This is a genomic window from Albirhodobacter sp. R86504, from assembly GCF_042466415.1.
Lineage (GTDB): Bacteria > Pseudomonadota > Alphaproteobacteria > Rhodobacterales > Rhodobacteraceae > Albirhodobacter.
This window is the reverse complement of the sequence record NZ_JAXHCH010000002.1, coordinates 2,050,883-2,072,048: the sequence shown is the minus strand read 5'-3', so window position 1 is coordinate 2,072,048 and position 21,166 is coordinate 2,050,883. Positions and strand designations below refer to the sequence as shown.

The window sequence follows — 21,166 nt, the reverse complement described above, 5'->3', positions numbered from 1 at the left end:
TTCGTAAGCCTCGTTATTATAAGCATGTATACCTTTTCAAGAAAAAAAAGGGCGACCCGGTGAAGGCCGCCATCTTAAAGAGTTATGTTATCGCTCTAAGGCTTCGCTTAAACGCCCGCGTCGATGATCGCTTTTGCCAAGATAGGCACGGTGGTGGGGTTCAAGCCCGCGATATTCAGGCGCGAGTCACCCACCATGTAGATGCCGTTATCAACGCGCATTTTCTCGACCGCCTCAGGCGAGCAACCAATGCGTGAAAACATCCCGCGGTGCTCTGCGATGAAGTCGAAACGATCCGAGTTGGAGAGCTGGCGGAGTTCAGCGGCCAATTGCTCGCGCAGGCCGAGCATCCCGAGGCGCACGTCTTCGAGTTCCGCCTGCCATTGGGCGCGCAGCGTGGGATCGGTGAGAACCTTTGTGACCAAAGCCTGTCCGTGGAACGGCGGAAAGGAGTAGTTCTGGCGATTCAGGTAAGCCAGCGTGCTCTGGGTCAGATCTCGCGTTGCGACATCGCCAAGAACAAACAAAACGCCTGCGCGCTCACGGTAGATGCCGAAGTTTTTCGAGCAAGATGCCGCGATCAGAACTTCCGGCAAACGCGACGCAATGAGGCGCGTTCCTGCGGCATCTTCTTCGAGGCCATCGCCGAAGCCCTGGTAGGCCAGATCGATCATGGGGATCGCGCCAGTGTTTTCCAACAAATCGGCAACCGCGCCCCATTGGTCCAAGGTCAGATTGGCGCCGGTCGGGTTATGACAGCAGCCGTGCAGCAAGACGATATCGCCTTTCTTCACGCCCTTGAGATCTTCCATCATTGCGTCGAACGAAACCGAGCGCGTTTCGCTATCGAAATAGCGGTATGGCTTGTGGGCCTGCCCCATGAAATTCAAAATCGACAGGTGGTTTGGCCATGTCGGATCCGAGACCCAGATCGTGCAGTCTGGATTTGCCATCGCGGCAAGCTCAAACCCCTGACGGCAGGCGCCTGTGCCACCAACGGTGGACAAAGCCGCGAGGCGATCCGCTGGATAGCCCGCACCCAGCACCATTTCCGCCATCGCGGCGTGGTAGTCGGGCTCACCTGCGAGGCCGGAATAGGTTTTCGTGATCTCTGTATCCCAAAGCAGCTTTCCGGCAGCTTTGACGGCGTGCATGATCGGCGTCTTGCCGTCCGCGTCCTTGTAAACACCGACGCCAAGGTCGATCTTTGTGTCGCGCGGGTCGGCGCGAAATTGGCCCATCAACGCAAGGATTTTGTCTTGCGCTTGCGGTTTGAGATTGTTGAGCATCATGCTTCTCCGGTTGCGACGCGAAGGTCGTTATACATTCCCCATTCGGCCCATGATCCATCATAAACTGAATGATCGCGATGGCCGATCCGTTCGAGCGCGAGGGCTAGAACGCAGGCGGTGATCCCCGATCCGCAGGACAAGATAGCGGGCTTCGCGAGATCGATCCCGGCTGCGGTGAAAATCTCTCGCAGGGTATCGGCGGATTTCATCGTTCCGTCCGGTGCGATAACCTCTCCGAAGGGGACGTTTTTAGCGTTTGGAATATGCCCTGCCCGCAAACCGGGGCGGGGTTCCGGATTGGCGCCCGCGAAGCGCGGCTTTGAGCGTGCATCGATAATCTCGAAATCACCGAGTTTGCTCGCATGAGCGACTTGGGTCACGTCTTTGATGAGATTGGCCTGACGTTGCACCGTGATGTGACGGTCGCGGATCATTGGCGGAACGTCTTCGGTGGCGCGGCCCTCAGCGATCCATTTCGGAAGGCCTCCGTCGAGCACTGCGATATCGGTCTTACCCATCAACCGGAACAGCCACCACACACGCGGCGCCGAGAAAATCCCTGATTGGTCATAGACCACGACCTGATGACCGTCTCCGACACCTAAAGCCCGCATGCGCGAGATGAATTTCTCTACGGGCGGGGCCATATGCGGCAATTCGGAGCGCTGGTCCGATATTTCGTCAATATCGAAGAAGCGGGCGCCGGGGATATGCGCGGCGTTATAATTTGCTTTCGCGTCTTGTCCCGCATCTGGCAAAAACCATGACGCGTCGAAAATCCGCAAGTCGGGATCTCGAAGATGCGCCGCGAGCCAGTCCGTCGAGACCAGTGTTTTCGGATCATCCATTCGCAAGCCCCCCAATTTCGCTGGTTACTCCTTGCCGCGAAACCGGATTAGGTGCAAGGGGCAGCGCCAAATCGTCAACCCTGCTTGAGCAGGCGTTGTTTTTGGCGACCCCAATCGCGCTTTGCTTCGGAGGCGCGTTTATCATGGGCCTTTTTGCCCTTTGCGACACCGATTTTAAGCTTAACTTTGCCGCGATCATTGAAATAGAGCGACAGCGGAACGATGGTCATCCCTTCCCGCCCGACCGCCTGCCACAAACGCGAAAGCTCTTTGCGTGACACAAGTAGCTTGCGGCGGCGGCGTTCTTCATGCCCGAATACGCCAGCTTGTTTATAAGTGGCGATATAGGAGTTGATGAGCCAAAGCTCGCCGCCCTCAACGCTCGCGTAGCTTTCCGCGATGTTTGATTGGCCCGTGCGAAGCGATTTGACTTCGGATCCGGTCAGCATGATGCCCGCTTCGAGATCACTCTCGATCGCGTAATGATAGCGCGCCTGCCGATTTTCGGCCAGCTGCTTGGAGTTGGGGTCTGATTTCTTACCGATCATCCGCTTGAGATAGTGCGCGCGATTGGCTCTGTCTAGGGATAGCAGCCGATGAGGCGCGCGATGCCGCGTAAATTGCGGGATGCGAAGGGGTAGGCTTTCGTCTAATCTGGCGATATTGCGCGCAAACTGGCCTGTAACAGGCGGTTGTGACCGCGGCAGGAATTGACTCGGGCCGCGGAGTTGCCAAGAGTCTCGGCTTGATGAGAGAACGGACGGACGAACCTTGCGCTTTACGCGACTCAGATTGAACGGCTTCAAGAGCTTTGTGGACCCAACCGATCTCGTCATCCACGACGGGTTGACGGGCGTCGTCGGGCCAAACGGTTGTGGAAAATCCAATCTGCTGGAGGCGATGCGTTGGGTGATGGGCGAAAACCGGCCTTCTGCCATGCGCGGCGGCGGCATGGAGGATGTCATTTTCGCGGGGGCGGCGACGCGCGGAGCGCGGAATTTCGCAGAAGTTTCCTTGTCCATCGATAATTCGGAGCGGCTTGCGCCATCTGGGTTTAACGAACTGGATGTGTTGGAAATTGTGCGCCGGATCACGCGGGATGCGGGGTCGGCGTATAAAGTGAACGGTAAGGATGTTCGCGCACGTGACGTTCAGATGCTGTTTGCGGACGCATCCACGGGCGCGCATTCGCCTGCGCTGGTTCGGCAGGGGCAAATCTCCGAGTTGATCAACGCGAAACCTAAAGCGCGGCGCCGTATTTTGGAGGAAGCGGCGGGGATTTCTGGCCTGTATCATCGCCGCCACGAGGCGGAACTGAAGCTCAACGGAGCCGAGCAAAACCTTACGCGCGTCGATGATGTGGTCGAACAATTGGCGGGGCAGCTCGCCTCTTTGGCGCGGCAGGCGCGCGCTGCGGCACGCTATCGCGAAATCGCGGCCGAGTTACGCCGCGCCGAGGGCATGTTGCTTTGGCGTCGCTGGCGTGAGGCCGATGAAGCGCGTTTAACGGCTGTCAACATGTTGGCAGAAAAGTTGCGCCACGCCGCGCAGGCCGAATTGCTCACCCGAGCCGCCGCGAGCGAGCGGACGAAATGCGAAGATGTGCTCCCTTCCTTGCGCGAGGAGGAGGCTGTGGCCGGGGCGATTTTATCGCGACTGACAATAGAGCGCGATGCCTTGTCGGATCAAGAAGCGCGGGCGCGCGCTTTGATCGCGACGTTGGCGGGGCGGATCGATCAACTGGACCGGGACATGGAGCGTGAGGCGGCTCTTAATAAAGACGCAGGCGAGACAATCGCGCGTTTGGAATGGGAGCAGGCGCAGATCGCCAAGGTTTCCGACGGGCATGATGCTCGGTTGGAGGAGGCGGCAGATCGTGCTTCCGAGGCTGCGAATATTCTCTCTAGCCATGAAGCCTTGATGTCGAAGCGCACAGAAGATGTGGCGCGTCTTTCTGCGCGTCATCAGTCAGCGCAACGCCTATTGGGCGATAGCCAGACGAGCCTCGCGCGCGCTGAAGCTGCGGCTAAGCAAGCGGAGGAAACGCGCGCCGCCGCGCAAGATGCCCTTACTCAATCGGTGATCGATTTTGATGCGGCGCGCGACGCGCAAGGGGAGGCGTCGGAGAGCGCCGCTGAGGCGGAGGAGGCTTTGCTCACCGCAGAGGAAGCGCGTGCGGAGGTTCAATCTCGCGAATCGGCGGCGCGCGCGATGCGCTCCGAGGCCGAGGGCGAGGCCAGCGCATTGCGCGCCCAAGTCACGGCGCTGGCACGTTTGGTCGAGCGTGAAGCGGCGAGCGGGAAGCAGCTTCTGGATCTGGTTGCTGTGACCAGCGGATATGAAAAGGCGCTGGGCGCGGCGCTCGCGGATGATCTTCGGGCACCGAAGTTGGGCGCTGGTGTGCGATCAGGCTGGGGGGCATTGCCCGCCTACGATACGTCGCAGCCTTTGCCGACAGGGGTCAACCCGCTCTCCGCCTATGTCGAGGTGCCCGATGTGTTGGCGCGCCGTATGGAGCAAATCGGACTTGTGGAGTCGCGTGAGCAGGCGGAGGCAGTGCAGCCTCATTTGCTGCCCGGGCAGCGCATTGTGACGATTGCGGGCGATCTTTGGCGTTGGGATGGGTTTCGAGCAGACGCGGAGGATGCCCCTTCAGCGGCGGCGTTGCGGTTGCAGCAGCTTAACAGGCTTGTGGAATTGAAACGCGATCTGGAGGATGTCGCCGCGCGTGCCGAGGGCGCTCGGCAAGCGCATGAGGTGCTGACGCAGGCGCTGGCCGACGCGTCTGCGACCGATGCACGGGCTCGTGAGGCGCGGCGGCTCGCGGATGCCCGCGTTGCGGATGCAGGGCGGGCGCTCTCGCGCTTTGAGGCCGCTCAATCCGTCGCGGCTGGTCGGGTCGAGGCGGCAGGGCTGGCCGTTGCGCGCCACCGGGAGGAGGCCGTTACAGCCAGTTTGGCGCTTCGTGAGGCGGCAGCCGCAGCGGAAAAATTGCCCAATCTGGAGGCCGCACGCTCGCAGGTCGAGGATTTGAAAATGGCCGTGGAGGCCGCGCGCGTTACGATGATGACCTATCGCGCCGCGCATGATGAAATCCGTCGGGAAGGCGAGGCGCGGCTGCGGCGTAAACAGGAAATCATCAAAGAACTCTCTGGCTGGCGTCATCGTTTAGAGACGGCAGAAAAGCGCAGCGCTGAATTGCTGGAGCGTAAAGAGGCGACCGTCTTTGACCTTGAAGAGGCTGCCCAGGCTCCTGAAGAGATTTCGGAAAAGCGAGAAGAACTCTCTGAGGCGATCGAGACTGCGACGGAGCGTTGTACGGATGCGAGCGAAGCGGTAGCGACCGCGGACGCCGCGTTGCGGAAAGCTCAGGAAGCTGAACGCGAAGCCGTGCGGTTGACGGGTGAGGCCCGCGAGGCCCGCGCGGGGGCTGAGGCGCGCGCGGAGGCTGCGCGTGAAACCGTTGCGTCTGCGGCAGACCGTATTCGGGAAACATATGACCAGACGCCCTCAGAGCTGTTGGCAACCCTCGCGACCGAGCCTGACGACATGCCTGCGGCTGATGTGTTGGATGCGGAGGTCAACCGTCTTAAGCGGCAACGCGATTCAATGGGCGCGGTGAATCTGCGCGCGGAAGAAGACAGCCGCGAAGTCTCTTCGGAGCACGACGCGCTGGTGAAGGAAAAGGCCGACCTTGAGGAAGCGATCCGCAAGTTGCGGGCGGGGATCGCTGGGCTAAATCGTGAGGGGCGCGAGCGCCTTCTGGCGGCATTTGAGCAGGTGAACGAGAGCTTCCGATTGCTGTTTACGCATTTGTTCGGTGGCGGCGACGCCAGTTTGATGTTGGTCGAGAGCGATGACCCATTGGATGCCGGTCTGGAAATCATGTGTCAGCCCCCTGGCAAAAAGCTATCCACGCTGTCTCTGTTGTCGGGTGGCGAGCAAACGCTCACCGCGATGGCCCTCATCTTTGCGGTCTTTCTGGCGAACCCCGCCCCGATCTGCGTTCTTGATGAGGTGGATGCGCCATTGGATGATGCGAATGTCACGCGCTTTTGTGACTTGCTGGATGAGATGACGCGGCGCACCGATACGCGCTTTTTAATTATCACTCACCACGCGGTCACTATGTCGCGGATGGATCGACTTTACGGCGTCACCATGGGCGAGCAAGGTGTCTCACAACTGGTTTCCGTAGATCTTAAGAAAGCGGAAGCGCTCGTCGCGTAGAATTTTGTTAACGTTTTATAAATTTCGGAAGGATCAGAAATGCCGTCTCTTATCGAAGCTCGTCTCATTGAACTAGGGCTCACTCTACCTGCGGCGCCCGCGCCCGCAGCGAACTATGTTCCCTATGTTCGCACCGGATCGCAATTGTTCGTCTCTGGGCAAATCAGCGCGAACGATGAGGGGCTGATCAAGGGACGTCTCGGCGAGACTCTCGAAGTCGCTGCAGGCGCGACCGCGGCACGTCACTGTGGTCTCGCGTTGATCGCGCAGGCAAAGGTGGCGCTGGGCGATCTTGATCGTATCAAGCGGGTCGTCAAGCTCGTCGGGTTCGTAAATTCCTCGCCCGAGTTCAGCGATCAGCCAGAGGTCATCAACGGCTGTTCGGATCTCATGGTTGAAGTCTTCGGGGAACGTGGGCGTCATGCTCGCTCGGCGGTCGGCGTCACTGTGCTGCCGCGCGGTGTTGCGGTGGAGATCGAGGCGATTTTTGAGGTTGAGTAATGTCGCGTCTGCCTGACATCTTCCTGCGACGCCCGATTGCACATCGCGCGTATCATGATCGCGCGATGGGACGCCCCGAAAATTCTATCGGCGCGGTAACGGCGGCATTGGACGCAGGCTACAATATTGAAATTGATGTGCAGTTATCATCAGATGGGGTTGCCGTCGTCTTTCATGATTACGATTTACGCCGCCTCACCCATCACGCTGGACGGGTGAATGCCCTCTCCGCGCGGGCTTTGGCCGATGTGCGATTGCGTGACTGCGATGAGGGGGTACCAACCCTGCGAGAGGTGCTTGATCTCGTTGTCGGGCGCGTCGGTGTGCTGATCGAGATCAAGGATCAGGACGGCGGGATGGGGCCTGATGTCGGCGCGCTGGAGACAAGCGTCGCGGAGGCTCTGCGGTCTTACGTTGGGCCTGTCGCGGTCATGTCATTTAACCCGCATTCTGTGGCGGCGTTCCAGTGTCTTGCTCCGGATGTGCCTATTGGGCTGACAACTTCGGCCTATTCTTCGGACGGATGGCCGTTGCTGCCCGCCAAGACGCGCGAGCACCTACGGTTTATCCCCGACTTTGAAAAGCTCGGGGCCGATTTTATCTCGCATGAAGCGGCAGATCTGGATCGGTCGCGGGTCGCGGAGCTGAAGGCAAAGCAGGTGCCCATTCTATGCTGGACAATCCGGTCGCCTGAGGCGGAGAAATCGGCGCGGTCGGTTGCTGATAATGTCACTTTTGAGGGCTATCCAGCCTGAGGGTTTGATCGGAGTCATGACAAAAGACACTGAAATATCTATTCATTCGTCTATTTCTGAAATTTCCGAAAATGATTGGGATCGTTGTGCGCGAGGGAATGGCTCGGGCGTGACGGATCTCTTTTTACAGCACAGGTTCCTTCTCGCTCTGGAGGCATCCGGGTCCGTGGGGGGAGATACAGGATGGTTGCCTCACCCGATGTCTGTAAAGCACGGGGATGACATCATTGCGGTCGCACCACTTTATTTAAAGCTTCATTCGCAGGGTGAGTATATTTTTGACCACGGGTGGGCGGATGCTTTGGAGCGCGCGGGGGGACGGTATTATCCCAAGCTTCAATGCGCCGTGCCCTTTACCCCTGTTACGGGGCGGCGTCTTTTGGCCCGTGCGGGATATGAGGAGCTTGGCGCGAGGGCGCTGTTGTCGGGCATTGCGCAATTGACGAGTGTCAATGGCCTCTCCTCCGCGCATCTCACCTTTTGCACCGAAGATGAACAACGTTTGGCAGAAGCGGAGGGCTTTTTGCCCCGCCTTACCCAGCAATTCCATTGGGTGAATGATGACTACATATCCTATGAGGCATTTCTGGCGAGTTTAACGTCACGCAAACGTAAGGCGTTGCGCAAGGAGCGCGCGCAGGCGCAAGATGGTGTCGAAATTCGTCAACTTGTGGGGGATGCGATCCAGCCGGAACACTGGGATGCGTTCTGGGTGTTCTACCAAGATACGGGCGCACGCAAATGGGGGCAACCTTATCTCACCCGCGCCTTTTTTGAGGCACTTCATGCGATGCGAGATCAAATCCTGCTGGTTTTCGCCTATCGTGAGGGGCGCCCTATTGCCGGCGCGCTGAACATGATCGGTGAGGACGTGCTGCACGGCCGGTACTGGGGATGCACTGAGGATCGCCCCTTCCTGCATTTTGAACTATGCTATCATCAGGCGATTGATTACGCGATTTCGCATGGCCTCAAACGCGTCGAGGCTGGTGCACAAGGCGAACATAAACTCGCGCGCGGCTATCTCCCCACCCCGACGTATTCGGCGCATTTCATCACCAATCCGAGCTTGCGCGATGCCATAGGCCGTTTTCTGGCGGCGGAACGCGCTGCGACGGGGGAAGATATTGAAGTATTAACGGAAATGGGCCCTTTTCGCAGCCAAGGACGGAACTAACCCAGCGCAGAAGCGTTGATGGCGAAAGGAGTCTATAATGGAAAATCTCACTCCCGCATTGCTCGCGGAGTATGTAACACCAGAACGCGTCGACACGGCCATCGCACTTGCCTTGAATGTTCTCTATGCGATGTTCATTCTGTTTGTATCTTTAATGTTTTCGGGGTGGGCAAAGCGCCGGATTGAGGGCATCGCGATACGGCATCCAAGGTTGGACCCGACACTTTTCGGGTTTCTTGGAAATGTCGTAAAATACGCCATCCTCGCGATGGCGGCCATCTTCATTCTAAATCGATTTGGAATTCAAACGACCTCTCTCGTGGCACTGATCGGTGCTGCGGGCCTCGCAATTGGTCTCGCCTTGCAGGGTGCGTTGTCGAACCTTGCTGCTGGGGTGATGATTATCCTGTTCCGTCCCTTCCGTGTTGGCCAATATATCGAGGCGGGGTCGACTGCTGGCACGGTGCGCGAAATCTCGTTGTTTTTCACAGAGCTGAAAACCTACGATGGACTGCAGGTTATTTTGCCAAACTCTGACATCTGGTCGTCATCAATCAAAAACTATTCGGTCAATCCGACGCGGCTCGTCGATCTGACAATCGGTGTCAGCTATGATAGTGACCTCCGTGTCGCGGAGCGTGTGCTCAAAGAGATCGCGGCGAGCGATGAGCGTGTTTTGGATGACCCCGCGCCGTTCATCAAGGTGCGCGAACTGGGGGATTCGTCGGTGGATTTCGTCTTCCGCGTTTGGGCCAATTCGTCTGACTGGTGGGCGCTGAAATGTGATCTCAACCGTGAGATCAAAGACCGCTTCGATGCGGAAGGTGTTGGCATTCCATTCCCGACGCAGACTGTGGTCTACGCACCCGAGGGCACGGCGGTGAAAACGGCTTAGCCGAATGTGTAAGAAAATACCTCGTTTACGGCAGATTAAAAAAGGGCGCCCCGCAAGGCGCCCTTTTCCATATCCCGATCTAGATTTAGATCGCGGCCAAGAGCGACTCGCCCCCTGACGCCTCGCAGGTGCCAGGGCTTTCTTCCGAGTGAAGGACTTTGACGACGCCGTCCTCGACATACATCGCATACCGTGCCGAACGCTTGATCAGACCCGCCGGCGGCGCGGTGAAGCCCATATCAATCGCGGATGTGAACGCACTTTCCGCATCTGCGAGCATCGAGATACCCGCCGCAGTCGCACCGGTGCTCTCGCCCCATGCGGCCATCACAAACGGATCATTGACGGAGATGCAGATGATCTCGTCGATCCCTTTAGCCTCAAATTGCGCCTTCGTACGAATGAAAGAAGGCACATGCGCGGTGGTGCAAACGCCTGTGTAAGCTCCAGGCACTGCAAAGATAACGACCTTCCGCCCCTTAAGCTTTTCACTCAAATCGACCGCTTCCGGCCCGTTTTCGCCCAACTGAAGAAGGGTCGCACCTGGAAGGGTATCGCCGACTGTAATGCTCATTTCGCTGTCCTTTCGCGTTGCGCATCAATCGGTGCAAGATATAGTCCCGCGGCGGCATAGGGCTAGGGGTGAAATGATGTCAGGTATCGTGATTATCGGCGGCGGCCAAGCTGCGGCCTCTACATCGGCTAAGCTGCGTTCGCTCGGGTATGACGGCGATTTAACCATATTCGCGGAGGAGCCCGTTGCGCCCTACCAACGCCCGCCGCTATCAAAAGGGTATCTGCTGGGCGAGATGCCGATTGATCGACTTACGTTGCGCAGCGAGGAATTCTGGGCGGCAAACAGGATCGACTTACGGCTCGGCGTGAAAGTTACGGATATCTCGCCGGACGATAAATCTGTGGGTTTCGCGGGCGGTAGAGTGCCCTACGCTTCGCTCGTGCTCTGCACAGGGGCGCCGCCGCGCCGTTTACCTGATGCGATCGGTGGCGCTTTGCGGGGCGTCTTCACTGTCCGCACGCTCGCGGATGTCGATGAGATGGCGGCGTCGTTCAAGCCGGGAGCGCGCCTCGTTGTTATCGGCGGCGGGTATATTGGCCTGGAGGCCGCCGCCGTTGCGCGCAAGCTCGGGTTGGAAGTCACCCTGATCGAGGCCGCCCTGCGCATTTTGGGCCGCGTCGCCGCGCCGGAGACGGCTGATGCAATCCGTGATCTTCACCACGCTCACGGCGTAAATATTCTCGAAGGCGTTGGGATCTCACATCTTGTCGGGACGGATCATGTTTCCGGCGTCGCACTGACGGACGGCCGTGAAGTCGCCGCTGATTTTGTGATTGTCGGGATTGGCATTTTGCCTGCGGTTGAACTCGCGCAGATGGCAGGGTTGACGATTGAGAACGGCATCGCCGTTAACGAGTTTGGTCAAACTTCCGACCCGAACATCTGGGCGGCGGGCGATTGTGCCTCTTTCAACATTGATGGCGACTATCGCCGCATCGAGAGTGTCGGGAATGCCGTCGATATGGGCGAACTGGTAGCGACCAATCTTATGGGCGCTCGGGTGGCCTATGTGCCAAAGCCTTGGTTCTGGTCCGATCAATTTGATACGAAGCTCCAGATCGCGGGGCTAAATATCGGTTATGATGAAACGGTGCGGCGCGAAGGGGACGGCCTGTCGATTTGGTATTTCCGGAGCGGAACACTGGTCGCGGTTGATGCCCTCAACGATCCGCGCGCCTACATGGTCGGAAAACGGCTGATTGAGAGCGGCAAGCCCGTTACTGCCGATATGATCCGTACGGCGGAAGATCTGAAAGCATTGATGAAATGAGAATTATTGGCGGTGAAAAGCGCGGGTTGAAGTTGGCGGATGTCGGCGAGGGGGATAGCGCGGCGCACTTGCGCCCGACAACTGACCGTGTCCGCGAAAGTATCTTCAACCTGCTGATCAATGGAACGCACGGAAACCCAATTCCGCAAGCGCGCGTGTTGGATCTCTTTGCTGGTACCGGTGCACTCGGTTTGGAAGCGTTGTCACGCGGCGCTGCACGCGTTGCCTTCGTTGATGATGGCTTGGCGGCGCGGGCTCTGCTTCGGCAGAATATCGAGAAGATGCGCGCAATGGGTGTCACGGATGTCTGGCGGCGCGATGCCACAAAGATGGGGCCGTGCCGCGGCGCTGGATATGATTTGATCTTCCTCGATCCTCCCTACGGCCTCGGGTTGGGGGAGAAAGCGCTTGAATCGTGCTTGGCTGAGGGGTGGATCGCGCCCGGATGTGTGATCGTTTGGGAGGAGAGCAAGTCTCCGCTCGTCCCCGCGCCTCTGGTTCAGATCGACCAACGTAAATATGGCGATACCATTGTCACTTTGGCGCAGATGCCAGAGGCTTAAGTTATTCTAAAATCAGGATTGGATGAAACATGACCCTGCCCAAGGCTGTGCTTTTCGATTGCGATGGCGTGCTCGTGGATACCGAGCCGCCGACGTTTGCGTTGCTGCAAGCGGAGCTCGCCACGCGGGGCTTGGTGATGGATCTCGATGAGATGGAGCGCGTTTTCATTGGCGGCACGATGGAGAAACTTGCCGATATGGCGCGCGACATGGGCGCGGATCTGCCGGATGACTGGGTGCCGTATTTTTATGAAAAACTGCATAAGCATCTGGAGACGAACGCGCCCTTGATTACAGGTATCGAGGCGGTCCTCGACGCGCTGGATGCCGCGGGTATACCCTATGCGATTGGGTCAAACGGTCGCGCGGGCAAGATGGCAATCACTCTGGGCCAGCATCCGGCCTTCCTCGCGCGGTTCAAAGGCCATGTGTACTCGGGTCAGGAGTTGGGGTGCCCCAAGCCGGATGCGGGGTTGTACCTACATGCGGCGGCGGCTCTGGGTGTCAGGCCGGCGGATTGCGTCGTGGTTGAGGATAGCCCAACCGGCGCTATGGCCGCGAAGAACGCGCAGATGCGCTGTATGGGATACGCGCCGCACGGGCCTAATCCTGTATTGGAAGCAACCGGCGCGCGATTGTTCACATCGATGGCCGCGCTCCCCGCGCTCCTGGGCTTGCCGGCATAAAAAAATCCCCCGCCAGAGCACCTGTCTGGCGGGGGACTTCGCGTCTCGTCACAAACAGCTGTTAACCAGCGGTTTTCAAATCCGCGATCAGCGCGTCGATATTGCCTTTGCGTTTGTCGAGCATCGCCCCAATTTCCGAGCGCTCCGACGCCAGCATATTGACGCCCTCAATAATAATATTGAAGAACAAGTCTTTGCCCGACTTGTTCGACACGTGCCACATGACCTCAAATGGGCTCTTGCCCTTAAGGAAGGCGTTGGACTTCACTTCGTAATAGGATTTTACCGGACGCGAGCTGACAACCTCGAACCGCGCGCCATCGAATTCCTTGAAGCGACGGCCGTATTTCCGCGCAAGATAGCCGCGATAAGCGGTTGTGTAAGCGCTTAGCTGAGCAGGCGTCGCTTGACGCGCGGCGATGCCCAATGCGCTTTGCGCGATGATCGGAACATCCGCGTATTTGTTAAAGATACGCTCGAAATCCGCATAGAGAGCGTTTCCGTTCTTTCCCGATGCAATCGCGGCGTTAACATCCTTCAAGGACGCGGTGATCAACGCCGTCGCCTGTGCGTCGTTCAAAGCGAGGGCCGGGGCCGCTGCACCAAACGCCGCAAGAGCGACACCACTCACGATGAAACCGCGACGGTTGAGCTTATTGCTCGTAAGGGTCGTCATAAGGGTCATAGCTTTCACTTCCCGCTGTCGTTCCAAGTTGGTAACGCCGCGCCTGCAGATAGAGGAGCTTCGTTTGAGCATAACTATCAGCACTTTCGTAAAGAAGGGAGTCTATGGTGTCGTCATAACGCAGACGATCACCGACTTTTGACCCCACGAAGGCAGTGGTCTTGACGGTATTCATGCCTGCCGAAAGCGTATTGCCAAGAGGATCGAGCGCGAAATCAACGACCAACCCGACGGTGTCTCGTTCGGTCGATGGACCCTTGATTGGGAGCTCGATGAAGTCGCCCTCACCTGCGCCCCACACATGGAGTGTCTCGCCAAAATCGGTGTCCGTCTCGGGCAGCGAAAAGTCATTTCCGGCGGGATCGAAGATCCCTGCGAGCCCTAGGGTCGAGTTGATCGCGAATCGGAATGTATTCTTGATGGCGGGTTCTGGGCGGCCCTGCAAAAGGGAATTCACGACTTTCCCCGGGAGGGAAAGGTTGTCCGAGAACCGACCGACACCTTCAAAGACAGCTTCAGTCGTGGGAGAAATCCCATCAACATTGCCGAAAATTGCCGTATCTACATCCTTGTTAAACTGATGCATTTTACGATTAGACTGTTCGTAACGATCGATGTCTTGTGGCGCGGGCGCTGGTGCGCAAGCGGCAAGCCCCAGAAGGGCAGCAGAGGCGGCGGTCATGGGCAGGGCGCGGAGCGGATTCATGGCGTACTCTGAGGCTGAGGCAACAAGGCAACATCGATAAACCGCATCGGCCTTGGTGACAAGCCCGCGGCGGTCAGTGAAACGTGAGCCAAACTGGCACGTGAAAGGGAAGATATATGGCGCGAGCCGAGCATTTAAAGGGGACGCAGGAATTACGGGATGCGCGGTCGCAGAGCGGGTCGCTTCTGTGGGTTGTCGGGCTGTTCTCTGTCTTCGTCAACCTCCTGATGCTGACGGGGCCGCTCTTTATGCTGCAGGTCTACGATCGTGTTCTAGGGTCTCGATCTGAGGCGACGTTGATCGCGCTTTTCGGTTTGGTCACGTTCTTGTTCTTGATGATGGGACTTCTCGATCTGGCGCGTGGGCGGGTCATGGTGCGCGTCGGTGCGGCGTTTCAAGCGCGATTAGAGGGGCGGGTCTTTCGGGCGGCGTTGCAGCGTGCTTCCGAGCTTCCAGATGATCCCGCGTCCGCTGTCGCGCTTCGCGATCTGGAAGCAATCCAGAAACTCATCGGTTCGCCGGTCCTGCTCGCGCTGTTCGATGCTCCTTGGGCACCGGTGTTCCTGATCGCGGTGTTCATCTTCCATCCGCTCTTAGGTGTGCTTGCGCTTTGCGGCGGCTTGGTGCTTGTGATCGTTACCGTGGCGAACCAGCGCGTGACATCAATGCCCTTGCGCAAAGCCGCAGCCGAAGGTGTGACGGCGGAGAGGATCGCCGATGAGATGCGCAACGAGCGCGAGCTAATCCAGGCTCTCGGTATGCAGCAAGCGGCTTTCGGACGTTGGCGAGGCGCGCGACATACTGCAATCTCTGAGGCGATCCACGCCTCCGATAAAGGCGGAAGCTTTTCCGTCTTCAGCAAGATATTCCGGATGTTTCTACAATCTGCGATGCTCGCTCTGGGTGCTTGGCTTGTCCTGCGCGGCGAATTGACGGCGGGCGCTATGATCGCCTCCTCTATTTTGATGGGGCGCGCGCTCTCCCCGATCGAACAGACAATCGGGGGGTGGCCTTTGGTCGCGCGCGCCCAAGAGGGTTGGCAACGATTGGGCGCGATGCTGACAGTGACGCCGCCGCCAACGCCGCGCACGGCCTTGCCGGTTCCAAAGGGTAAGATCGAGGTCTCAAATCTGGTGGTGATCCCACCAAACCACGCCAAGCCTGCGCTACGCGGCGTGAGCTTTAGGATCGAGCCGGGGCAGGCGGTTGGGGTCATCGGCCCTTCGGGGGCGGGCAAATCAACCTTGGCGCGCGCCGTCACCGGCGTATGGGCTGCGGCGCAAGGACAAGTGCGGCTGGATGGCGCGACACTTGATCAGTATGACACAGACGCTCTGGGTGCATACGTCGGATATCTGCCTCAGCGCGTTACCCTGTTCGAGGGTACGATTGCTGAAAATATTGCACGGCTTGCGCCCGATCCTGATCCCAAGGCTGTAGTCGAGGCGGCACAAAAAGCCGCCGCGCATCAGATGATCCTCGATCTGCCTGACGGATATAATACGCGTATCTCATCCCTCGGGGGCCAATTGTCTGGCGGGCAGGTGCAACGTGTTGGGCTTGCGCGTGCACTTTACGGAACCCCTGTTTTGCTTGTTCTGGATGAGCCCAATTCGAACCTCGATAATGAAGGATCGATTGCGCTCAATTCGGCGATCCGGTCCATGAAGGCCGCTGGCGGGGCAGTTATGATCATGGCGCATCGGCCTGCGGCGATTGCCGAATGCGACAAGCTGCTTGTCTTGGAAAAGGGCGCAGCGCGTGCATTCGGCCCGCGAGACGAGGTGCTGAAATCGGTTGTGCAAAATGCGACCGAGGTCGCGAAGCTGGGCCGCCGGGGGGGAGTGGTATGACCCATCCAAGCAAGCAATCGTCAGTTCCATCTGCGCGGGCGCCGATTGTCGTTGGCCTTCTCGCCCTTGCCTGTCTTGTGCTCGGTTTTGGGACATGGGCGGGTTTCACGACTATTTCCGGCGCGGTGGTGGCGTCGGGGCGCGTTGAGGTCGAACAAAACCGGCAAATCGTGCAGCATCCTGACGGTGGTGTCGTGGTAGAAATCATGGCGAAGGATGGTGATTTGGTTTCGGCGGGCGACACGCTTTTGAGTTTGGACGGTGCGCTTCTGACCTCCGAATACGCGATTGTGGAGGGTCAGTTTTTCGAGATATTGGCCCGTCGGGGTCGGTTGGAAGCTGAACGCGACGAACTTGAACTAATCGACTTCCCGAGCGAGCTTACCCTTTCCGCCCAGACCAACTCTGAGCACCAAGATTTAATCGTGGGGCAAACCCGCCTGTTCGTTGCTCGCAAGGAGACGCTTGCAAAATCGCTTGAGCAGCTCGCGAAAAAGCGTGAGCAAACTCAAGCCCAGATTGGCGGGACGAATGCACAGATCATCGCGCTCGAACGCCAATCCGCCTTAATCGGGCGGGAGCTTGCAGACCAGCGGAGCCTACTTGCGCGTGGTTTGGCGCAGGCATCACGTGTTTTGTCTTTGGAGCGCGAGGCCGCGCGGATCGAGGGGCAGGCGGGCGAGTTGCTGGGCGCGCGCGCGCAGGCCGAGGGCCGCGTCACCGAAATTGATCTTGAGCGACTGCGGCTTGAATCGCAGCGGCGCGAGGACGCGGAAACCGAGTTGCGCGATATCGGTTACCGAGCACTGGAATTGGCCGAGCGGCGCCGTGCTTTGGCAGGCCAAATTGAGCGCTTAGTGGTGCGCGCGCCGGTCTCGGGCATTGTTTACGCGATGGCCGTCACGACGCCGCGTTCGGTGATCCGCGCGGCAGAGCCTCTGTTATATCTTGTACCGCAGGATCGTCCTCTTGTTATCGGAGCGCGCTTGTCTCCGATCAACATTGATGAGGTGCGGATTGGTCAGCCTGTGGTCATACGCTTCTCTGCGTTTGACGCGCGCACGACGCCTGAACTGAACGGCCAGATCGTGCGAATTTCGGCGGATGCCTTCAACGACGAAGCAACGGGCGCACCGTATTTCCGCGCTGAGGTGACCGTTGACGAGTTGGAGCTTGGCAAGCTTGAGGGCCTGACGCTTTTGCCGGGGATGCCGGCGGAGGTCTTCATCCGCACCGGTGACCGAAGCCCGATGGCTTATCTCCTCAAGCCGTTTACCGATTATTTTCGCCGCGCATTCCGCGAAACTTGAGCGCGATCCGCAAGCCTTCGAGATCAGAATGAGGCGACCGATACATGCTCGGCCGCCTCGTTTTGTTCGCAGTTATAGACTGTCGAGGAGTTGTTTTGTTGGCCATGCGTCAGCAGGCATGCCCAATCTCGCCTGCTCGCGCTGCACGGCGTTGCGGGTCAGTGCGCCCAAAATACCGTCGACAGCACCTACATCATGACCTCGCGCGCGCAGTTTCGTTTGCAGCGCCTGCATCTGATTTGGCGAGAGGGCAGGGTCTGGGGAGCCAAGATTATAGGGCGGGGCACCCTCTAAGCGGGTCGCAAAATAGGCAGCTGTTGTGACGTAGACGAAGCTTTTGTTCCATTCGAAGAGGACGTTGAAGTTCGGGTATACGATGAACGCAGGCCCTTTCCGGCCCATCGGCAAAAGAATGGAGGAGGGGAGGTTGTAAAGCTGGCCCGAGCGGGCTGTGACGCCGCGCTTGGCCCATTCCGCACCGGATAGTTTGCTATCGATACCGGTTTTCGACCAATCCAGCCCGTCGGGAACGATAACCTCTTGCATCCACGGCTCGCCGCGCCGCCAGCCGAGCTCGGAGAGCATTTTGCCGCCCGACATGAGCGCATCGGGGGAGGAGCCTTTAAGATCGACATGCCCGTCGCCATCGCCGTCCACCCCGTTGCGCAGCAAGTCTGCGGGCAGCATCTGCACCTGACCGATCTCGCCCGCCCATGCACCCGTTGTCCGTGCAGGATCGAAATCACCGCGCGCGGTGAGAGCAATGCCGGCAAGAACTTGCGGCTGGAACAATTCGGGGCGACGACAATCATGAGCGAGCGTGACGAGCGCGTTACGTGTATTCAAGTCGCCCTGAACCGCGCCGAAGTCCGTCTCCAGCCCCCAAAAGGCGGCCAAAACGCCGCGCGAGACACCCGATGAGCTTTCAACCCTGTCAAAGACGTTGCGGTAAGCTTGCAGCTTCGCAGCGCCATTTTGAAGTCGGTTCCGCGATATGACCGATTGTGAGAATGCGTCGAACGGCTTTTGGAAAACGCCCTGCGCACGGTCAGCCCGCAACACGCGTGGATCTTGCTTCGCGCCTGCGAAAAACGTGGAAATGGCTTGTGACGGAAGGCCTTGCGCGGCAGCTTCTCGCGACATCTCCTGGACGAAGCTGTTGAAACTTCCACCGCAGGTGGCGGCGAGCGCAGGCACCCCGAAGGCCGTAATCACGGCGCTCACCGCGATCCGCCGCGCGTATGTGGACGCGATAAATTTATATGATCTAGGCATAATATAACCCTCCATTTGGCCAAAGCCTACCTGATGGGGGCGCCGCTGCAAAGCTTCACACCGATGATCCCGCTTGACGGGCCGCCATCGCTTCATTTTTATTCATCGTCGGGGAACTTGAAGACCGCCAAAGGGTTTTGGAAAGACTTATAGCCCATGCTGGCCGAGGAGAACGGACGCCAGCCGGTATTTGGAGGAGGAAAAGGCGATGGAGATTTTACCTCGGGAGATCGTTACCGCTTTGCAAGAAAAGCATAAGAGGGAGAGCCGTCCGACGGGACGGCTGCATGTTGATGCGAATGGCGAGACGTGGCGGGTGTTACGGCGCTGGCGTGGAGGGTTTTCACTCGATGCCAGCAAGGTCGCGCATCTGCGGGGGGCTGTTGATCTCTATGACGGGCCTCGACACGAGGCACATTGCCTGATCGTCGCCTCGGAAATCGTGAGCGGCGAGTTGATATGCACGTCAAAGCGCGAAACCAAGGCAACGCATCATGCTGCGCTGGACTTTGTACGTGAAAACGACGTGCCAATCCTACTGGGCAGCGGCTGATTGTGTCAGCTTCGCAAGGCGCGTGAGAAGGCGTTGACGGTTGCCTAAAGGTTTTGGGGCAGGTCCAAGCCCTTTAAAATCTCGGGTGCCGACATCGGCTTTTTACCTTCCCGCTGGGCCACAAGCACTTCGATCGCGCCCGATCCACAGGCGACCGTGAACCCTGACAAAACTGTGCCGGAGGGGCCGGAGCCTTCTGTAACGCGCGCTTGAAGAAGTTTGATCCGCTCCCCCGCCGTGGCAGCATCGGTGGGGATGAGGATGTATGCGCCAGGGAAGGGAGAGAGCCCGTTAATCTGTCGGACGATCTCGACCGCAGAGCGCGACCAGTCGATCGCGGCCTCGGCCTTATCGATCTTTTTGGCGTAGGTAACACCGCGATCCGGTTGCGGCACAGCGGTGATGGTTTCATACCGTGCCACGGCGTCACAGATCATCTGCGCGCCCAGTTTTGAGAGGCGGTCATGAAGCTCGCCCGTGGTCTCGGTTGCGCCGATTTCAACCGCTTCCCGGAGCAAGACCGGACCAGTATCCAATCCCGCCTCCATCTGCATGATGCAAATGCCGGTTTCGGCATCGCCCGACATGATCGCGCGGTGGATTGGCGCCGCTCCGCGCCAACGAGGCAAGAGCGAGGCGTGTATATTCAGGCACCCGTGCTTTGGTGCGTCCAAAATCGCTTGCGGTAAAATCAGCCCATAGGCGACCACGACAGCAATATCCGCCTCGAGGTCGGCAAAGGCCGTGATCTCGGCCGTGTCTTTGAAATTAAGGGGGTGCCGCATGCAAAGACCCAAACGCTCGGCGCAGGCCTGAACCGGCGATGGTCGGTCTTTCTTTCCTCGCCCGGCCGGACGGGGAGGTTGCGAATACACGGCAACGATCTCGTGCTTCGCCGCGAGCGCCTCCAGCACGGGCACCGAAAATTCCGGCGTCCCCATAAAGACCACACGCATCAGCGCGTCGCTTTCTTGGATTTTTGCACCAGCATTTTGCGGCGCAGCGGGCTAAGGTGGTCGACGTAGAGTTTACCGTTCAGATGGTCGATTTGGTGCTGCACGGATGTTGCCCAGAGGCCAACAAAATCGCGCTCCTCAATTTCACCAGCTTCGTTGAGGAACTTGACCGTCGCCGCGCGCGGGCGCTCGATCGCGGCGAAGACGCCGGGAAGGTTGGGGCTCGCCTCGTCGTGCTTGCGCATCTGGATCGAGGCGTGGAGCACCTCTGGGTTGGCCATCCGCACTGCTTGCCCGCGCTTATCGGAGGCATCGACCACTGCGAGGCGCAAAGTAATCCCGATCTGAGGGGCCGCTAAGCCGACACCGGGCATGGCGTCCATCGTCTCGACCATGTCATCCCAAATCATGCGAATGGTTTCAGTGATCTGCGGCACTTCATCAGCTTTGCTGTGAAGGCGACGGTCCTCATAGGCGATGAAGGGGCGCACCGGCATCAGGCGTTCCCCTTGTCGCGCGCCAATCCACGCTTCAGCTTTTCCATCTTGCGGGTGATCATTTGACGCTTGAGCGGGCCGAGATAGTCGATGAACAGCTTCCCGTTCAGGTGATCCAATTCGTGCTGCGCGCAAGTCGCCCAAAGACCGTCGTATTGTTCTTCGTGCAACTGCCCATCCAGCCCGAGCCACCGCATCCGGACTTCTTTCGGGCGGGTGACTTCGGCGTATTGGTCGGGGATAGACAGACACCCCTCCTCGTAGACATTGGTCTCGTCGGAGGTCCAAGTGATCTCGGGGTTCAACATGACGACCGGATCAGCCGCCGCATCATGGTCTTTCACGCAATCCATCACGAAGATGCGCGATAAAATACCAACCTGCGGGCCAGCAAGGCCGACGCCGGGCGCGTCATACATTGTGGCCAACATATCGTCGGCAAGTTTTCTCACCTCCGCGTCAACGGTGGCAATCGGCGCGCAAAGCTTCTTGAGCCTCGGGTCGGGATGGATCAGGATGGGACGAATACTCATGCGC

At 58.7% G+C, this 21,166-nt stretch carries 21 protein-coding genes; 11 read left to right on the top strand and 10 right to left on the bottom strand.

Going from position 1 to position 21,166, the window contains the following annotated elements; translation table 11 throughout:
• Window positions 1-107: 107 nt before the first annotated feature.
• The 3 genes from SJY32_RS11980 to smpB all read right to left on the bottom strand — a co-directional run bounded on the left by SJY32_RS11980 (window position 108) and on the right by smpB (window position 2,685).
• A complete protein-coding gene (locus SJY32_RS11980; RefSeq protein WP_376875482.1) occupies window positions 108-1,289 on the bottom strand; it encodes an aromatic amino acid transaminase in 1,182 nt (393 codons plus the stop codon).
• Window positions 1,289-2,140 carry a 3-mercaptopyruvate sulfurtransferase gene (sseA, locus tag SJY32_RS11975; protein WP_376875479.1) on the bottom strand — a complete coding sequence of 284 codons (852 nt, stop codon included), beginning with the start codon at window positions 2,138-2,140 and terminating at the stop codon, window positions 1,289-1,291. Before sseA ends, SJY32_RS11980 begins: the two co-directional genes overlap by 1 nt.
• A gap of 74 nt (window positions 2,141-2,214) precedes the next feature.
• The gene (gene smpB / locus SJY32_RS11970; RefSeq protein WP_376877711.1) at window positions 2,215-2,685 is read right to left on the bottom strand and encodes an SsrA-binding protein SmpB; all 471 of its coding nucleotides are present in this window, start codon (window positions 2,683-2,685) and stop codon (window positions 2,215-2,217) included.
• Between the two features lie 226 nt (window positions 2,686-2,911).
• On the opposite strand from smpB, the gene SJY32_RS11965 reads away from it, so the two are divergent.
• Genes SJY32_RS11965 through SJY32_RS11945 form a run of 5 tightly spaced genes read left to right on the top strand, consistent with a single transcriptional unit; the run spans window position 2,912 to window position 9,698 of the window.
• A complete protein-coding gene (locus tag SJY32_RS11965) occupies window positions 2,912-6,370 on the top strand; it encodes a chromosome segregation SMC family protein (RefSeq protein ID WP_376875476.1) in 3,459 nt (1,152 codons plus the stop codon).
• 39 nt (window positions 6,371-6,409) lie between these two features.
• Window positions 6,410-6,871, top strand: a complete 462-nt coding sequence (locus SJY32_RS11960) for a RidA family protein (RefSeq protein WP_376875473.1) — start codon at window positions 6,410-6,412, stop codon at window positions 6,869-6,871.
• Complete coding sequence (locus tag SJY32_RS11955; RefSeq protein ID WP_376875470.1) at window positions 6,871-7,626, top strand: glycerophosphodiester phosphodiesterase family protein; 756 nt, start codon at window positions 6,871-6,873, stop codon at window positions 7,624-7,626. Before SJY32_RS11960 ends, SJY32_RS11955 begins: the two co-directional genes overlap by 1 nt.
• A gap of 16 nt (window positions 7,627-7,642) precedes the next feature.
• On the top strand, window positions 7,643-8,803 hold the full coding sequence (locus SJY32_RS11950) for a GNAT family N-acetyltransferase (RefSeq protein WP_376875467.1): 1,161 nt from the start codon (window positions 7,643-7,645) through the stop codon (window positions 8,801-8,803).
• 37 nt (window positions 8,804-8,840) lie between these two features.
• A complete protein-coding gene (locus tag SJY32_RS11945; RefSeq protein ID WP_376875464.1) occupies window positions 8,841-9,698 on the top strand; it encodes a mechanosensitive ion channel family protein in 858 nt (285 codons plus the stop codon).
• Window positions 9,699-9,783: 85 nt separating this feature from the next.
• On the opposite strand, the gene SJY32_RS11940 is transcribed toward SJY32_RS11945, so the two are convergent.
• On the bottom strand, window positions 9,784-10,272 hold the full coding sequence (locus SJY32_RS11940; protein WP_376875461.1) for a peroxiredoxin: 489 nt from the start codon (window positions 10,270-10,272) through the stop codon (window positions 9,784-9,786).
• 76 nt (window positions 10,273-10,348) lie between these two features.
• Between SJY32_RS11940 and SJY32_RS11935 the strand changes: the two genes are divergently transcribed.
• Genes SJY32_RS11935 through SJY32_RS11925 form a run of 3 tightly spaced genes read left to right on the top strand, consistent with a single transcriptional unit; the run spans window position 10,349 to window position 12,794 of the window.
• Entirely contained in the window at window positions 10,349-11,545 is a 1,197-nt protein-coding gene (locus SJY32_RS11935) for an NAD(P)/FAD-dependent oxidoreductase (RefSeq protein ID WP_376875458.1), read from the top strand.
• On the top strand, window positions 11,542-12,108 hold the full coding sequence (rsmD, locus tag SJY32_RS11930; RefSeq protein ID WP_376875455.1) for a 16S rRNA (guanine(966)-N(2))-methyltransferase RsmD: 567 nt from the start codon (window positions 11,542-11,544) through the stop codon (window positions 12,106-12,108). Before SJY32_RS11935 ends, rsmD begins: the two co-directional genes overlap by 4 nt.
• Before the next feature lie 29 nt (window positions 12,109-12,137).
• Complete coding sequence (locus SJY32_RS11925) at window positions 12,138-12,794, top strand: HAD family hydrolase (RefSeq protein ID WP_376875452.1); 657 nt, start codon at window positions 12,138-12,140, stop codon at window positions 12,792-12,794.
• 61 nt (window positions 12,795-12,855) lie between these two features.
• Here SJY32_RS11925 and SJY32_RS11920 read toward each other — a convergent pair whose 3' ends face one another.
• Together SJY32_RS11920 and SJY32_RS11915 are read right to left on the bottom strand one after the other, a co-directional pair.
• A complete protein-coding gene (locus tag SJY32_RS11920) occupies window positions 12,856-13,479 on the bottom strand; it encodes a phospholipid-binding protein MlaC (protein WP_376875449.1) in 624 nt (207 codons plus the stop codon).
• A complete protein-coding gene (locus tag SJY32_RS11915; RefSeq protein ID WP_376875446.1) occupies window positions 13,448-14,185 on the bottom strand; it encodes a VacJ family lipoprotein in 738 nt (245 codons plus the stop codon). Before SJY32_RS11915 ends, SJY32_RS11920 begins: the two co-directional genes overlap by 32 nt.
• Before the next feature lie 116 nt (window positions 14,186-14,301).
• Here SJY32_RS11915 and SJY32_RS11910 point away from each other — a divergent pair, with 116 nt between their 5' ends.
• Together SJY32_RS11910 and SJY32_RS11905 are read left to right on the top strand one after the other, a co-directional pair.
• Window positions 14,302-16,038 (top strand): type I secretion system permease/ATPase, encoded by a 1,737-nt coding sequence (locus tag SJY32_RS11910; RefSeq protein ID WP_376875443.1) that lies wholly within the window; start codon window positions 14,302-14,304, stop codon window positions 16,036-16,038.
• Window positions 16,035-17,348, top strand: coding sequence for an HlyD family type I secretion periplasmic adaptor subunit (locus SJY32_RS11905; RefSeq protein ID WP_376875440.1), 1,314 nt, complete (start codon window positions 16,035-16,037; stop codon window positions 17,346-17,348). Before SJY32_RS11910 ends, SJY32_RS11905 begins: the two co-directional genes overlap by 4 nt.
• A gap of 72 nt (window positions 17,349-17,420) precedes the next feature.
• Here the strand turns inward: SJY32_RS11905 and SJY32_RS11900 are convergent, their stop codons facing one another.
• Window positions 17,421-18,623 carry a lytic murein transglycosylase gene (locus SJY32_RS11900; protein ID WP_376875437.1) on the bottom strand — a complete coding sequence of 401 codons (1,203 nt, stop codon included), beginning with the start codon at window positions 18,621-18,623 and terminating at the stop codon, window positions 17,421-17,423.
• A gap of 208 nt (window positions 18,624-18,831) precedes the next feature.
• Here SJY32_RS11900 and SJY32_RS11895 point away from each other — a divergent pair, with 208 nt between their 5' ends.
• Window positions 18,832-19,176 (top strand): hypothetical protein, encoded by a 345-nt coding sequence (locus SJY32_RS11895; protein ID WP_376875434.1) that lies wholly within the window; start codon window positions 18,832-18,834, stop codon window positions 19,174-19,176.
• Between the two features lie 44 nt (window positions 19,177-19,220).
• Here the strand turns inward: SJY32_RS11895 and fmt are convergent, their stop codons facing one another.
• Genes fmt through def (SJY32_RS11880) form a run of 3 tightly spaced genes read right to left on the bottom strand, consistent with a single transcriptional unit; the run spans window position 19,221 to window position 21,162 of the window.
• Window positions 19,221-20,132, bottom strand: coding sequence for a methionyl-tRNA formyltransferase (fmt, locus tag SJY32_RS11890; protein ID WP_376875431.1), 912 nt, complete (start codon window positions 20,130-20,132; stop codon window positions 19,221-19,223).
• Window positions 20,132-20,629 carry a peptide deformylase gene (def, locus tag SJY32_RS11885; RefSeq protein ID WP_376875428.1) on the bottom strand — a complete coding sequence of 166 codons (498 nt, stop codon included), beginning with the start codon at window positions 20,627-20,629 and terminating at the stop codon, window positions 20,132-20,134. The genes fmt and def (SJY32_RS11885) overlap by 1 nt, the downstream gene beginning before the upstream one ends.
• A complete protein-coding gene (gene def, locus SJY32_RS11880) occupies window positions 20,629-21,162 on the bottom strand; it encodes a peptide deformylase (protein WP_376875425.1) in 534 nt (177 codons plus the stop codon). Before def (SJY32_RS11880) ends, def (SJY32_RS11885) begins: the two co-directional genes overlap by 1 nt.
• Window positions 21,163-21,166 lie beyond the last annotated feature (4 nt).